Source organism: Sphingomonas sp. 3P27F8 (assembly GCF_005502745.1).
Lineage (GTDB): Bacteria > Pseudomonadota > Alphaproteobacteria > Sphingomonadales > Sphingomonadaceae > Sphingomonas.
On sequence record NZ_SCNL01000008.1, the window covers coordinates 118,299 to 132,585 of the forward strand.

The following is a 14,287-nucleotide window of genomic DNA, read 5'->3' on the forward strand; positions in this document are numbered from 1 at the left end:
CCCTGATGACAGGGAAGCGGTGGCGGGCCTATGCCTCGCTCGGCACGTTTGCGAAGGCGCTACAGTGGCGAAGACGTCCCCGATCGAATTCATCCGTCAGGTTCAGGCTGAAACCCGCAAGGTCGTCTGGCCGTCACGGCGCGAAACCGTGATGACCGCGGTGATGGTGCTGATCATGACGACGATCCTCGCGCTGTTCTTTCTCGGCGTTGATACGGTCTTCGATCAGGTCGTGAAGGGCCTGTTGCACCTCGCAAAGTAAAGGGACAGGGTTTCACGCACATGGCGCGCTGGTACATCATCCACGCTTATTCCGGTTTCGAGGGCAAGGTCCGCGATACGATCATCACCGAGGCGGAGCGGCTCGGCCTTTCGCAACTCGTCGAGCAGATCGAGGTGCCGACCGAAACCGTCACCGAGGCGCGCCGCGGCAAGAAGGTGGCGGTCGAGCGCAAGTTCATGCCCGGCTACGTCCTCGCCAAGCTGGCGATGAACGACGACGTCTATCATCTGGTCAAGAATACGCCGCGCGTGACGGGCTTTCTCGGCTCCTCCGGCAAGCCGCAGGCGATCAGTGATGCCGAAGCCGCCCGGATGCTGAATTCGAAGGACGAGGCCGCCGCCGCGCCCAAGCATCAGGTGAAGGTCGATTACGAGATCGGCGATTCCGTGAAAGTGCTCGATGGCCCGTTCGCGAGCTTCAACGGCACCGTCGAGGAACTCGATTTCGACAAGTCGAAGGTCAAGGTCTCCGTTTCGATCTTCGGCCGCGCCACGCCAGTCGAGCTGGATTTCGAGCAGGTCGAGCGCAGCAAGTAACCCGCGGGCGGCACGCGGGTAGCAGGGCTATCCGCGAAACGCCGGCCAGCGCGTCGCGTCGCCGGCACGTCTGCGTTTTGTCTGGCTATCAACTAAGCAAGCGAAACCCGGTCGCTGCCGCCGCCACGATAACCGGCGGCCCGGCCAGTCGTGCCCATTTGCCGCGCACCGCGCCCCACCCCGCCGTCCCCAGCACCAGCGCGAGCGCGGCCGCGATCGTCGTCCAGAGGTAATAGCGCAGTTCCGCCGCCACGCCGAGCGGCGCATAGCCGAGCGCGTAAAGCAACCCGGACCACGCCAGCACCCGCGCGGCAAAGCCGGTGGCGCCCGCCCACAGCAGCCCGATGAGCAGCGCGATCCACACGCAGGGCCAGCCGAGCGGCGTTTCCCCGCTTCGGCACGCAAGCCAGTCCACGGCACGGACGATCGCGTTCGGCCTCACCGCGAAACCCCACTCGTTCGGTGGCGCGACCACCTGCACCGGGCGATCGACCGAATCGTGCGCCAGCAGCCGCGTCTCGATATTCCAGTGCGCCAGGCGGTGTTCGGCATAGGCGAACGGATGACGCAGGATCGCGGCCAGCCAGAACATATGCGGCTCGATATGCTGGCGCGCGAAGGCGCCGCGCACCCGCTCGAAACCGATCGGGCATGGCGTATCGACCCACCAGGCATAGCTGTCCCACTTGACGGGATTATAGCAGCGCCGGTTCACCGCCACGGCATCCGCCATGCCAAGCGGGGGGAACTGATCCTCGCCGGAAAAGCGCGTTATCCCGCCGAGATCGAAGATGATGAGTGACAGTTCCACGCCGCTCGGCTTGGCGCCGGTTAGCCGATTCGCCAGCGGCATGGCCCCCGCCAGCAGCGCGAGCATCACCGCGCCGCCCGCCACCAGCCGCCACGGCCGCTGCCGCCACGCCGGCGGCAGCGTCCACAAGGCCAGCGGCAGCGTGGCGAACACCGCGTTGAAGCGGAGCATGGAGGCGAACAGCAGCAGCAGGAACGCCGCCACTCGCAGCGCTCGCTGCCCGCGCGCGCGCTGGTCTGCCAGCGCGCACAGCCCGACGGCGGACAACAAGGCCCCCGCCATCAGGCTGTCCTTGATGATCGTCGCCATCAGCGCGGCCGACAGCGGCAGCAACGCAACGCACCCGATCGCCAGCGCCCGCCTGCCCCGCCCCGCACGCACCGTAGCGACGATCAGCAGGACGAAACCAAGCGCATACAGCCCTAGCTGCAGCGCCAGCATCGGCGCGGGGCCATGCGCGAGCGGCAACAGCTGCCGCCACACCCATTCCATCGCCGGCGGGTGCCAATCGTCGAATTCGCCGCTCAGCGCCTGATCGTATTGCCGCAGCGAATCCCATGTGACGAGGCCGGCCCAATAGGCGAGCGATCCCACGCACCCGATCGTCAGCGGAAGCAATGCCCGCGCGATCGCGGGAAGGGCAGACGGCGGGGAATCACGCTCCATACGCCAGGCGTAGGTCGCCGCGCGCGAAATGGAAACTGCCCGCCTATCGCCCGATCGAGAAGGCGGCGCGATAGGCCGGCTTCACCGCGCGCAGCACCGCCGGGGTCACAGGCAGGGTCACCTCATACGCGCCCTCTGCATAAGGCCCGGCGACATAGGGATCCGCGATGAGGCCGATGCGATCGATCCGCTTGCGGTTCGACGATCCAAGCAGAACGGTCAGGTCGCCGACCTTGGGGCACTGGCTGAACATATCGTCACCCGCCGGGCGCGCGCCGCGTCGCGCGGTGCGCTCGGCATCCAGCTTCGCGCAATAGGGCTGGGAGACCGCCGCCTGCAGCGCCGCCGAGGATAAGAATATCGCCTTGGGGTCCAGGGGGCGGCCAGCGCTCTTGTCCCACACCAGCGTCAGCGATCCCGGATTGCCATGCGCGCCGCCGGTAAAGCTGTAGACATCGCCGGACAGGCTCAGGAAGCGCGGGGTGTCCGTCACCACTTTCCACGTTTTCTGTGCTTCATAGGCGTTGAATGGATAGCCCCCCTTGCGCGCCGCGCGCCGCCCCTCCGCGGCGTCGGTAGCGATGCTTGCGCGCAGCTTCGCCTTGTCCGCCTCCAGCCAGCCGCGCAGCGCCGGAATGCGGGCGGCTTCGGCGGGATAGCTGTAGGTGAATTTATAGTCCTGCGTGGCGGCGCGCTGCTGCGCCACCGCGCCCGTCGCCACCGTCAGCACGATCGCCGCACTCATCAGAATCCGCATCGGCTCTCCTCCCGCCATTGCCGCTCCGCGAGACGCGCGGCCCATGGCGATTGTTCCGCCTGCGGGCTGGAAAGCAAGCCGTATCGCGCTTAGGCAGCGAGGAAAGTCAGGTGGAGGTAGGTGCATGAAGCCGCTGGAAGGCATTCGCGTCGTGGAGCTTGCGCGCATCCTCGCCGGGCCGTGGTGCGGCCAGCTGCTGGCCGATCTCGGCGCGGACGTGACCAAGGTGGAACGCCCCGGCGCGGGCGACGATACGCGCCACTGGGGGCCGCCGTTCCTGCACGATGCCGAGGGCAAATCGCTGGACGCGGCTTATTATCACTCCACCAATCGCGGCAAGACCGGCGTGGCGATCGACATCGCGACGCCGGAGGGTCAGGCGGCGGTGAAGCGGCTGATCGCCGGCGCGGATGTGGTGATCGAGAACTACAAGGTCGGCGGCCTCGCCAAATACGGGCTGGACGCCGCGACGCTGCGCGCGGCCAACCCGCGCCTGATCGTCTGCTCGATCACTGGCTTCGGCCAGACGGGGCCCTACGCGCATCGCGCCGGTTATGATTTCATCATCCAGGGGATCGGCGGCATCATGTCGCTCACGGGCGAACCGGATGGTCCGCCGCAGAAGACCGGTATCGCCTATGCCGACATCTTCACCGGCGTCTATTCGGCGGTGGCGATCCTTGCCGCGCTGCGCCGCCGCGACGTGAGCGGCGATGGCGCGCATATCGACATGGCGCTGCTCGATACGCAGGTGGCCGTGCTCGCCAATCAGGCACTCAACTGGATGGCGAGCGGCAAGGTGCCGCACCGCATGGGCAACGGCCATGCCAACCTCACCCCCTATCAGGCGTTCGCCTGCGCGGATGGCGAGTTGATCGTCGCGGTGGGCAATGACGGTCAGTTCGCCAAACTGTGCTCCGTGCTGGGCCTCCCGCTGGCGGATGACCCGCGCTTCGCCACCAACCCGGCGCGGCTGGCAAACCGCGATGCGCTGATCCCGATCCTGACGCGCACCATCCTCGACTGGAACAAAGCGGCGCTCGCCGAGGCGCTGGAGGCGGCGGGCGTGCCGGCAGGGCCGATCAACAACGTCGACGAGGTGTTCGCCGACCCGCAGGTAATCGCGCGCGGGATGCGCCTGGCGCTCGATGGCGTGCCGGGCGTGGCGGGGCCGATCGTGATCGATGGCGAACGGATGGTCGCGGGAAAGGCCTCACCGCGCCGGGCGGGGTAATGAGGGCACGAGCACGGTGGAGCGCCTGAGCCGAGGCATGGCCACGCCGCGCTCGAACCTCACGTGGCGTTCTGGCGCGCCTCCGTAACGATGTGCCGTGCCATATGCGGCAAATAGTCCATCTTGCCGATCGAAAGCCCCGCCTGGCGAAAGAGCGCATAGACCATCGTCACATGGAAATAGAAGTTCGGCATGATCCAGTCGCGAATGTCATCTTCCGCCGACATCGCGAAACGCACGCCATTGGGCAATGTGAGGTCCACGATCGCGTCGGGATCCGCCCATCCGCCCGGGTCGGATCGATCGATGTGCGACAGGACCGCCGCGATCCGTTCGCGAATTTCAGCGAACGACCGATATGGCGTTTCTTCGAGCGGGATCGCCTCGCCGCCGACCTGCGCAATCGCCAGCAATATCTGATTGAGCGCGACACGGAACTGCAGCTCGAGCGGAAACATATCGTCGGATAGTTTCACGGAGAGCACGTCGTCCGTCAGCCCGGCCTGCTGCGCCTTGCCGAGAAGGTGATCAAGCGTACCCAGCATATTTGCAAAGGTTGTCAATGCGAAGCGCGCGTAAGACATTGATTTACATCTGACTTTCCGGGTGACGATGCCAGTCTATTCCTGATCGCGGTCGACCCGCAATCAAAACTCGGCGGCGGTCACTTCCGCGATCGACTTCACCCCCTCACGCCGCATCCGCTCGCGCAGCCCGCGCACGATCCGCCGCGCAATCCCCGGCCCCTCGTAAACCATCGCGCTATAAAGCTGGACGAGGCTCGCGCCAGCGCGGAGGCTCTCCCACGCGTGATCCGCCGTGGCGATGCCGCCGATCGCCACCAAGGGCAGTGCCGCCCCGGTCGCCGTGCGGAAATCACGCAGCCGTTGCAACGCCAGCAGGCGCAGCGGCGCGCCGGAAAGACCGCCCGCCTCCCCGGCATTGGCCGAGCGCAGCGGCGGACGCGTGATCGTCGTGTTGCTCACCATCAGCGCGCCGAGCCGCCGGTCGAGCGCGGCGCGGGCGATCGCGTCCACATCGGCGGGCTGGAGGTCGGGCGCCACCTTCAGGAATACGGGCACCGCGCCCGCCACCACCGCGAGCACGCGATCGAGCAGATCGTGCAGCGCGCCGACATCCTGCAACGCGCGCAAGCCCGGCGTATTCGGGCTGGAAATGTTGAGCGTGAGATAGCTCGCGTAAGGCGTCATCAGCTGCGCCATCGTGACATAGTCGGCGATGCGATCGGCCGAATCCTTGTTTGCGCCGATGTTCACGCCGACGATCCCGGCCCGGCCGGCCCGTGCCGCAAGCCGCTGCGCCGCCGCCTCGCCGCCCGCGCTGTTGAAGCCGAAACGGTTGATGACGGCGCGATCCTCGGCCAGCCGGAACAGGCGCGGGCGCGGGTTGCCGGGCTGGGGCAGCGGGGTGATCGTGCCGACTTCCGCGAAGCCGAAACCAAGCCCTAGCAGCGCGTCCGCCACCTGCGCATCCTTGTCGAACCCCGCTGCCATCCCGAGCGGATTGGGAAAGCGCAGCCCCGCCACCTCCACCGCCAGCGCCGGATCGGCGGCCGGCAAGGCGCGACGCGGCATCAGGCGCAGCGCGGCGATCGTCAGGCTGTGCGCCCTCTCCGGATCGAGGCGGAAGATCGCGGGGCGGATCAGGTCGTAGGCGGTCGGCACGGGCGCTCCGGCGGATGAATGTGCCGCGCGCTATCCGCGCTCGCTCGCCGGGGCGCAAGGGCCGTGCATTGCACCGCCACGACAATCATTGCAGCGCTGCAATACCGCCGAGACGATCGCCCCTGACAAGCGCGGACGACAGCAACCGGGGGTGCCGCATGTTCCGCATTTCGATTCTGACCGCGACGTTGATGCTTGGCGCCTGCGCCACCGATCGCCCGCCGCCTCCCCGCCACGACGGTGGCCCCGGCCATCACCGCCCGAACGGAGATGGCCAGCCGCACTATCTTTTCATCAGCCCGATGGGCGAACCATTCCGGGTCGCGCACCCCGAAAAGGCGTGGTTCGACGCGGCCGACGCCAATCACGACGGGCGGATCGATCGCGCCGAATTCCGCGCCGATGCGATGCGCTTCTTCAAGGTGCTGGATCGCAACGCCGATGGCGAGATCGATCCCGACGAAATCGATATCTACGAAACCCGAATGGTGCCGGAAATCCGCGTGCGCGACGCCGGCGCTGCGCGTGGCACGGCCCCTGCGGGCGGGCGCAGCGGAGGCGGCCATGGCGGCGGTCGCGGTGGCGGTGGCGGGCGCCGCGGCGGTGGATTCGGCGGCGAGGGCGGGGAAGCATCCGGCGGGACCGCGCCCCGGCCCGCGCGCGAGGACCGGCAAGGCGCCGCACGCTGGAGCTACCTGTCGCTGCCCGAGCCGGTGACGGCGGCGGACACCAATTTCAATCGCGGGATCGATCCTGGCGAATTCATGCAGGCGGCCGATCAGCGCTTCATCCTGCTCGATCGCAACGGCGATGGCTTCATTACCGAAAGCGAGCTTCCCGCCATCGACACCCACGTGCGCGGCGGATACGGCGGCCCGCGCGGCGATCATCCGTTCCACCGGCCGCCGCAACAGCAGGATGACCGCGACGAGGACCGCGCTCCGCCGCCGGGCCGAGAAACGAACTAACCCACGCAACAAGCCTGCATTCATCTTGGCTGGGTCATCACCGGGAAATCATGTCCACCTCATCTTTTGCCTCTCGCCGTTCGTTGCATTCCTCGATCGCCCTCGTGCTTTGCGCGCTCACCTACGCACCCGCCGCAACGGCGCAGGAGGCGAGGCAGCCAAGCGCCCCCGCGGCCGAAACCGATGCGACGCAGCAGGAAGATATCGTCGTGACCGGCCAGGCCCTGCCCGGCTCGGTGGTCGGCGACATTCCGGCGGAGAACCGGCTGACCCCCGCCGATATCGCCGCTTACGGGGTCGATTCGGTCAGCGATCTGCTCGATCAGATTTCGGACCAGACCAGCAGCATCCAGGGGCGCGGGAGCAGCGGCCCGGTGGTGCTGGTCAACGGCAAGCGCATCTCCGGCATCAACGAGATCGGCGATCTGCCGACCGAGACGATTGCGCGCGTCGATATCCTGCCGGAAGAGGTGGCGCTGAAATACGGCTACAGCGCGACGCAGAAGGTGGTGAACATCATCCTGCGCCGGCGCTTCCGCGCGCATACCGTGAGCGCGGGGGGGGGCGCGGCGACCGATGGCGGCGGCGGCAATACCAACGGCGAGTTAGGCATCACCCGCATCCACGACAGCCAGCGCGTCAACGTCACCGCGCGTGCCAAGACCAGCGCCTCGCTGCTCGAAAGCCAGCGCGGCATCATCCCCGATCCGGCCGCGAGCGATCCGGCCAACCCCTTCGCCAGCGATCCGGCGTATCGCACGCTCCAGCCATCGACGCGGGATTATTCGGTCAACGGCACCTACGCCTATCAGATCTCGCCCAAGCTCACCGCGTCCTTGAACGGCACCGCCGGCTATCAGACGAGCCGCGGGCTGACAGGCGGCGCGCCGCTATCGGGCGCGCTCGATCCGAACGAGATCGCCGCGCTTCGGCAGGACAGCGACAGTTTCACCGCGCACGCGGGCGTCACGCTGAACTACGATCTGTCGACGAGCTGGAAGCTGTCTTTCACCGGCACGTACGATCACAGCGATACGCGCAGCGACAATGACCGTTTCCAGAATCCTTTCGTGCGCGATCAGCATGCCGTGGCGATCAGCAACACGGCGGGCGCTTCCCTGCTTGCCTCCGGCCCGCTGTTCTCGTTGCCGGGCGGCAAGGTGCGCACCTCGTTCCAGATCGGCGGCAACGCGAGCCAGCTCACGTCCACCACGGATCGGCTGGGGAGCGCTGCGATGGCCAACGCGGTCACCCGATCGACCGGCAATGCGCAGCTAAGCTTCGACATCCCGATCACGAGCACCAAGACCGGCTTCGGCAGCGCGATCGGCACGCTTACGGCAAACGTCAACGGCGCGGTGAACCAGCTTTCGGATTACGGCACGCTCGGCACATTCGGCTATGGGCTGAACTGGACGCCGCGCACCGGGATCACCGTGATCGCTTCGGTCAACGAGGATCGCGTCGCTCCCACGCTGCAGCAGCTTCGCGGCCCGTTGCTCATCACTCCCAATGTCCGCATTTTCGATTTCACCACCGGGCAGACGGTGCAGGTATCGCAGATCACCGGCGGCAATCCCGATCTGAAGGCCGACGACCGGCACGTGTTCAAGCTTGGCTTCTCGCTGAAGCCGGTGTCGAAGCTCGATCTGACGATCAACGCCAATTACCTCAGCAGCCGGGTGAACAACCCGATCGGCAGCCTCAGCGGCGCAAGCCTGGTCGCGCAGAGCGCCTTCCCGGATCGCTTCTTCCGCGATCCCGAGACCGGCGACCTGGAAACCATCGATGCGCGGCCGCTGAATTTCGCGCGCGAGGACAAGGAGCAATTGCGCTGGTGCATCGTCTTCTCGAAGGTGCTGCGCGCGGCCACCCGCCCTGCCCCGCCACCCGGTGGTTGGGCCGCGTTCCGCAATCGCCAGCGCGGCGAGGGGGGCGGTCAGTTCGCGCGGCCGGGCACCGAAGGCGGGCCGCCGCCCCAGCCCGGCGCGGACGGTGCGCCGCCGCCGCCGCCGGATGCGGCGAACGATGTGGTGGTCAACGGGCAACGCCCCAATGGCGACGCGGGCAACCCGCCGCCGCCGCCTCCACCTGAAGACGCAGGGCCGCCGCCAGGTGGGCCACCGCCCGGGGGCTTCGGGCCGCCCAATGGGCCTGGCGGTTTCGGCGGTCCGGGTGGCCGTGGCGGGTTCGGCGGCGGGCGCGGCGGCTTCCGCGGCGGCGGCGGCAACGAGGCGCGGCTACAGCTGTCGATCTGGCATACATGGTCGATCCGCGACACGCTGATCCTGCGTGACGGCACCCAGCCGCTCGATCTGCTCGCGGGCGATACGATCGGTGCGATCACGCAGCCCCGCCATCAGATCTCGTTCAACGCCGGCGTTGTGGATAATGGCATCGGGCTGCGGCTGAGCGGCAACTTCAAGGGCGCGGCGACCACCAGAACATCCGCCACCCCGGCGATCGGCGATCTGCGCTTCTCGTCGCTGGCGACATTCAACCTGCGGCTGTTCGCGAATATCCAGAACCGCGTCCCGCATGAAAGCTGGGCACGCGGGCTGCGGGTGTCGCTGGGCATCGACAATATCTTCAACAGCCGCCAGCGGGTGACGGATGCGACAGGGGCGACGCCGCTCGCCTATCAGCCGGGTTATCTCGATCCGCTGGGCCGCACGATCAGCCTGTCGCTGCGGAAGATGTTCTGACGGCGGCGGGCCGCCACCCCATCACATCAGAAAATCCGCGTCACCAGATAGAATAGTGCGCCGATCGCGGCGGATGCGGGGATGGTGATGATCCATGCCACCACGACGTTGCTCGCCACCCCCCACCGCACGGAGGATGCCCGCCGCGCCGTCCCCGCGCCGACGATGGCGCCGGTGATGGTGTGCGTCGTCGAAACCGGAATACCAAGCATGGAGGCACCGAAAAGCACGATCGACCCAGCGAGCGACGCGCTGAACCCCTGATGCTGCGACAGCTTGGTGATACGCGAGCCCATCGTCTCGATGATCTTCCACCCGCCCGTCACCGTGCCCAGCGCGATCGCAATATAGCAGCTCACGGCCACCCAGTGCGGCACTTCGAACGGGCCGGTGAGATAGCCGGTCGAATAGAGCAGCACGGTGATGACCCCCATCGTCTTCTGCGCATCGTTGAGCCCGTGGCTCAGCGAATAGGTGGCGGACGAGATCAGATGCAGCACGCGAAACGATCGCTCGGCCTGGAATGTCGTCGCGCGATGCAGCGCCCAGCTGCTGACCAGCATGATGAGCATTGCCAGCATCATCCCGAGCAACGGAGACAGGACGATCGCGAGCAGGGTCTTGTTGAGCCCGGCCCATTTCACCGCCGCCATCCCGCCATGCGCCACGCCGGCGCCGATCAGGCCGCCGACCAGCGCGTGGCTCGATGAGGAGGGGATGCCGCGCAGCCACGTGATGACGTTCCATGACATCGCCCCGCCGAGCGCACCGAAGATGACCGCCGGCGTCACGATATCCTTGTCCACCAGCCCCTTGCCGATCGTCTCGGCGACGGCGTGGAGGCTGGGGAAGGCGATGGTGAGAAAATAGGCGGCGAAATTGAAGAAGGCGGCGAACACCACTGCCTTCACCGGCGACAGCAGCCGCGTCGCCACCACCGTGGCGATCGAATTGGCGGCATCGTGAAGGCCGTTGAGATAATCGAACGCGAGCGCGACCAGGATCAGCCCGACGAGCAGCGGAAAGGCGAGTTGGTGCATCGTCGGATCAGGCGTGATCGATCACGATGCCGTCGATCTCGTCGGCGACATCCTCGAACGCATCCACGATCCGCTCCAGATGCTTGTAGAGTTCGCGCTCCACCACGAAGCGCAGCGTGTCGCTGGCGCCATATGCTTCCAGCGAGCGCTTGAGCCCGGCCGCATGGATTTCGTCGGCATGGCCCTCGATCCGCACCAGCCGCTCGGTCAACTCGTGCAGGCGCTTCCCGTTGCGGGAGACGTCGCGCAGCAGCGGCATCGCCTCGGCGGCAACGCGCGCGGCATCCAGGATGATGCCGGCCATGTCGCGCATCTCCGGGGCGAATTCCGATACCTTGTAGAGGTCGATCGCGTTCGCGGCGGCCTGCATCTCGTCGATCGTGTCATCCAGCGCGCCGATCAGCGCGGTGATCGCGGCACGGTCGAACGGCGTCAGGAAGGTGGTACGGACGGTTGTCAGCACCTCGCGGGTGATCTGGTCGGCATCGTGCTCGCGCTCGATGATCTCGCGGATATGCTCGCGCGATTCCGGTCCTCCTTCCAGCAGGCGCGCGGTGGCCTCCGCCCCGGCCAATACCGTTGCGGCATGCGCCTCGAACAACTCGAAGAAATTGCCGGTCTTGGGCAGCAGACGCTGGAACCAGGCGAACATTGAACGAACTCCGGAAATGGGTTGTTGGCCGATGAAGGACGGTCGCCGCCGCACCGCCACCTCGAACTGCGACGGGGCGAAGGACCGGATCAGTTCGCGCAGGTCAGGCTCATCGACCGCATGCGCCGCATCGGAGAGCGTGAACCAGCGGCGATCGCGCTCCGCCTGTTCCTTCCAGGTCGACAGTTCGCGCGTCACCGCCAGCGGGAAAAGATCCACGTCCACCATCAGCGAGGCGCCGCTCGCGCGACGTTTGCGATAGCGATAGGCGCCGAGCGGCACCGGGCACAGCGCGCCCGCGACCCCCGCCTCTTCTTCCGCCTCTTTCGCCGCCGCCGCGTGAAGCGAGGCGCCGGAGGCTATATTGCCCTTGGGCACGACCCAGCGCCCCGTCCCGCGCGAGGTGACAAGCAGAACCTTGACTTCGCTGTCCCGCGACGATCCTTCGATACGATAGGGCAGCGCGGCGATCTGGCGAATGACCTGTCTCTTCTGGCTGATTCGAGCCGCCCATTATCCGGTGCCGGCCGGAATGTCATCGTAACTTCACCACCTCGGTGGGCGTGCGGTGATGAAACGGGGTATTCATCGCGGACCGCTCGCCCCGGCGCGGTCTCAACCGTCGAGATATTTGTGCAGAAACGCGATCGTCCGCCCCCAGGCGAGTTCAGCGGCGGGCTTGTCATAGCGTTCGGCCGACGTGTCGTTGTTGAAGGCGTGATCGACGCCGGGATAGGTGAACGCCTCGACCTTCTTGCCCGCGGCCTTGAGCGCAGCGACCCACGGCTCCCCGGTCTGTGCGACACGCGCATCCTTGCCGGCGTAGTGGAGCATCAGCGGCGCCCCGACCTTCACCGCCTGTTCGGGCGCGGGCGCAGGGCCGTAATATGCGACCCCGGCATCGATTGCCGCGCCGGCCGCCACCGCGAGCCGATCCACCAACGCCCCGCCCCAGCAGAAACCGACCATGCCGACCTTGCCGCTCGTGCCAGCGCCGCGCTTCGCATCGGCGAGGATCGCCAGCCCCTGCGCGACGATCACGTCATAATCGGCCTTGGCGATCATGTCGCGCGCCTTGTCCTCATCCGCCGGCGTGCCGCCCCATGGCGCGAGGAAATCGGGTGCGACGGCACGAAACCCTGCCAGGGCGACGCGCCGCGCCACATCGCGGATATGGTCGTTGAGGCCGCGATTCTCGTGGATGACCATCACCGTGCCAAGCTTTCGTCCGCCCGCCTTCGGCCGCGCGAGATAGACGGTCGCCGGTTTGCCAGCGACAGTTGAGCTCACTGTCTGGGTCAGCAGGCGCGCGTCTCCCGGCGCGGTGATCGACGCGCGGGCGGGCGATGCGCCGATCGCCGCGATCAGCCCTTCGGCCAGCGCGACCGATCCGGCGAGCGCGGTCATCTCGCGCAGCAACGTCCGCCGGTCGCGATGGTCGTGGGTGAAAGCGTCATAGACGCGGACGGCACGGTCGCGCAGCGACGGATCGGTCATGTGAACCTCGTGTTCGCCCCCCGGCGTGCCGCGATCATAGCCCGCAATCGCCGCGGGGGAAGCCTGGTGTCGCGTCACGTGCGGCGGAACCGCCAGACGCCGTCCGTCACCTCGCGCACGGCCCGCCCCTCGACCTCAAGCCGCCGCAGATGGGCGAGCGCCTCGCCTGTCGCCATGCCGATCACATCCGGCCCGATCGGCCGGCGGAACAGCGTGGAAAAACAATCGACGGCGGAAATCGGCGCGTTCGTCATCAGTTCGACCAGCGCGTCGAGCCGGTCACGATGTTCGCGATCCAGCGCATCGAGGCGGGCGTGAAGGCCGTAGAACGGGTCGCCGTGGCCGGGCAGCACCAAGAGGTCATCGGGCAACTGGCGGAATCTGGCGATCGACTCCAGCCAGTCGCCGAGCGGATCCTCGTTGCTCTGGCTGACGTGGATCGAGACGTTCGAGCTGATCTTGGGCAACACCTGATCGCCCGCGATCAGGATGCGGCGGTCATAATCGATCAGACAGGCATGTTCCGGGCTGTGACCGCTCCCGGTGACGACATGCCAGTCCGCCCCGCCGATCCGCATCACCTCGCCGTCGCGGATGCGGGTATAGGTGATCGGCAGCCGCGAAATCATCTTCGCGAAATTGGACCAGCCGACGCCGGCGCCGCGCGCGATCTGCGCCTCGTCCCACCCCGCGCCCCGCCAGAAATCGAGCTGCTCGGGCGGCACTTCGGGCCGCGCGTCGGCAGCCAGCATCCGCGCCATGAGCCACTCGGTGCGCGTCATCACCAGCGGCGCATCCTCGAAGCGGCGCGAAAGCCAGCCGGCAAGCCCGATATGATCCGGATGCATATGCGTGCCCAGCACGCGGCTGATCCGCGTGCCTTCCAGCGGGCCGCCAAGGATCGCGTTCCACGCCTCGGTCGAGCGCGGCGAGGCGGTGCCGGTATCGACCGCGAGCGCCTCGCCCGCGCCGTCATCGAGGATCAGGCCGTTGACGTGTTTGAGCGGCCCGCTCATCGGCACTCGCCACCAGCGGATCCCGTCTGCCAGCGTCAGGAGTTCGCCCGGCTGCGGCCCGCGCTCGCCAAAAGGGAAGGTGAGGCCGGCGTGGCTGGTCGGAGTCAGCCCCTCGTCGCCGATTAGGGTGCGCTGGAAATGTGTTGCCATCGCGAACGAGGGTGCCACCACCGGGCGCTTTTCTCAAGCGATCGGCTTAATTTCCCGCAACGCCTGCAAGGATCGCGACTACCATTGCCGCGCATCCCATAGGCAGCGACCGCATACCTGCACTTCGTCGCGCGACAATGTTGCCCCGCAATCCTCGCAATCCGTGCGCGACGATCGCTTGTTGCGCAGCCAGCCACCGAGCCGCCGAAACAATGTGACCATAAGCCCTCCGCGACGGCGGAGTGCCAGAAGCGACGGGGGTGGCGCCAATCAATCCCGGTTCATTT

Annotated in this window: 13 protein-coding genes; 5 read left to right on the plus strand and 8 right to left on the minus strand. The window is 67.2% G+C overall.

Going from position 1 to position 14,287, the window contains the following annotated elements; all coding sequences use genetic code 11:
* Positions 1-64: 64 nt before the first annotated feature.
* Positions 65-262, plus strand: a complete 198-nt coding sequence (secE, locus tag FFS35_RS11320) for a preprotein translocase subunit SecE (protein ID WP_137787198.1) — start codon at positions 65-67, stop codon at positions 260-262.
* A gap of 20 nt (positions 263-282) precedes the next feature.
* Complete coding sequence (nusG, locus tag FFS35_RS11325; RefSeq protein ID WP_137787199.1) at positions 283-819, plus strand: transcription termination/antitermination protein NusG; 537 nt, start codon at positions 283-285, stop codon at positions 817-819.
* An 88-nt stretch (positions 820-907) separates the two neighbouring features.
* Here the strand turns inward: nusG and FFS35_RS11330 are convergent, their stop codons facing one another.
* Together FFS35_RS11330 and FFS35_RS11335 are read right to left on the minus strand one after the other, a co-directional pair.
* On the minus strand, positions 908-2,296 hold the full coding sequence (locus tag FFS35_RS11330; protein ID WP_249341578.1) for a hypothetical protein: 1,389 nt from the start codon (positions 2,294-2,296) through the stop codon (positions 908-910).
* A gap of 43 nt (positions 2,297-2,339) precedes the next feature.
* Positions 2,340-3,053 carry a DUF4163 domain-containing protein gene (locus FFS35_RS11335; protein WP_249341579.1) on the minus strand — a complete coding sequence of 238 codons (714 nt, stop codon included), beginning with the start codon at positions 3,051-3,053 and terminating at the stop codon, positions 2,340-2,342.
* Between the two features lie 124 nt (positions 3,054-3,177).
* Between FFS35_RS11335 and FFS35_RS11340 the strand changes: the two genes are divergently transcribed.
* Positions 3,178-4,287, plus strand: coding sequence for a CaiB/BaiF CoA-transferase family protein (locus FFS35_RS11340; RefSeq protein WP_137787200.1), 1,110 nt, complete (start codon positions 3,178-3,180; stop codon positions 4,285-4,287).
* A 59-nt stretch (positions 4,288-4,346) separates the two neighbouring features.
* Here the strand turns inward: FFS35_RS11340 and FFS35_RS11345 are convergent, their stop codons facing one another.
* Together FFS35_RS11345 and FFS35_RS11350 are read right to left on the minus strand one after the other, a co-directional pair.
* Positions 4,347-4,871, minus strand: a complete 525-nt coding sequence (locus tag FFS35_RS11345; RefSeq protein ID WP_137787201.1) for a DUF1993 domain-containing protein — start codon at positions 4,869-4,871, stop codon at positions 4,347-4,349.
* 63 nt (positions 4,872-4,934) lie between these two features.
* On the minus strand, positions 4,935-5,972 hold the full coding sequence (locus FFS35_RS11350) for a quinone-dependent dihydroorotate dehydrogenase (protein WP_137787202.1): 1,038 nt from the start codon (positions 5,970-5,972) through the stop codon (positions 4,935-4,937).
* A gap of 158 nt (positions 5,973-6,130) precedes the next feature.
* Here FFS35_RS11350 and FFS35_RS11355 point away from each other — a divergent pair, with 158 nt between their 5' ends.
* Positions 6,131-6,940, plus strand: coding sequence for an EF-hand domain-containing protein (locus FFS35_RS11355; RefSeq protein WP_171007599.1), 810 nt, complete (start codon positions 6,131-6,133; stop codon positions 6,938-6,940).
* Positions 6,941-6,990: 50 nt separating this feature from the next.
* Complete coding sequence (locus FFS35_RS11360) at positions 6,991-9,645, plus strand: TonB-dependent receptor (protein WP_137787204.1); 2,655 nt, start codon at positions 6,991-6,993, stop codon at positions 9,643-9,645.
* Positions 9,646-9,671: 26 nt separating this feature from the next.
* Here the strand turns inward: FFS35_RS11360 and FFS35_RS11365 are convergent, their stop codons facing one another.
* From FFS35_RS11365 to FFS35_RS11380, 4 genes are all read right to left on the minus strand, one after another.
* Positions 9,672-10,685 carry an inorganic phosphate transporter gene (locus FFS35_RS11365; RefSeq protein WP_137787205.1) on the minus strand — a complete coding sequence of 338 codons (1,014 nt, stop codon included), beginning with the start codon at positions 10,683-10,685 and terminating at the stop codon, positions 9,672-9,674.
* 7 nt (positions 10,686-10,692) lie between these two features.
* Entirely contained in the window at positions 10,693-11,817 is a 1,125-nt protein-coding gene (locus FFS35_RS11370) for a DUF47 family protein (RefSeq protein WP_137787206.1), read from the minus strand.
* Positions 11,818-11,952: 135 nt separating this feature from the next.
* Complete coding sequence (locus tag FFS35_RS11375) at positions 11,953-12,834, minus strand: dienelactone hydrolase family protein (RefSeq protein ID WP_137787207.1); 882 nt, start codon at positions 12,832-12,834, stop codon at positions 11,953-11,955.
* A gap of 74 nt (positions 12,835-12,908) precedes the next feature.
* Entirely contained in the window at positions 12,909-14,018 is a 1,110-nt protein-coding gene (locus tag FFS35_RS11380; protein WP_349290324.1) for an MBL fold metallo-hydrolase, read from the minus strand.
* Positions 14,019-14,287: the final 269 nt, after the last annotated feature.

Coding starts and splice junctions, on each gene's coding strand:
- FFS35_RS11360 (WP_137787204.1), top strand. CDS start 6,991: ATGTCCACCTCATCTTTTGCCTCTCGCCGTTCGTTGCATTCCTCGATC.
- nusG (WP_137787199.1), top strand. CDS start 283: ATGGCGCGCTGGTACATCATCCACGCTTATTCCGGTTTCGAGGGCAAG.
- FFS35_RS11340 (WP_137787200.1), top strand. CDS start 3,178: ATGAAGCCGCTGGAAGGCATTCGCGTCGTGGAGCTTGCGCGCATCCTC.
- FFS35_RS11365 (WP_137787205.1), bottom strand. CDS start 10,685: ATGCACCAACTCGCCTTTCCGCTGCTCGTCGGGCTGATCCTGGTCGCG.
- FFS35_RS11335 (WP_249341579.1), bottom strand. CDS start 3,053: ATGCGGATTCTGATGAGTGCGGCGATCGTGCTGACGGTGGCGACGGGC.
- FFS35_RS11355 (WP_171007599.1), top strand. CDS start 6,131: ATGTTCCGCATTTCGATTCTGACCGCGACGTTGATGCTTGGCGCCTGC.
- FFS35_RS11330 (WP_249341578.1), bottom strand. CDS start 2,296: ATGGAGCGTGATTCCCCGCCGTCTGCCCTTCCCGCGATCGCGCGGGCA.
- FFS35_RS11375 (WP_137787207.1), bottom strand. CDS start 12,834: ATGACCGATCCGTCGCTGCGCGACCGTGCCGTCCGCGTCTATGACGCT.
- FFS35_RS11345 (WP_137787201.1), bottom strand. CDS start 4,871: ATGTCTTACGCGCGCTTCGCATTGACAACCTTTGCAAATATGCTGGGT.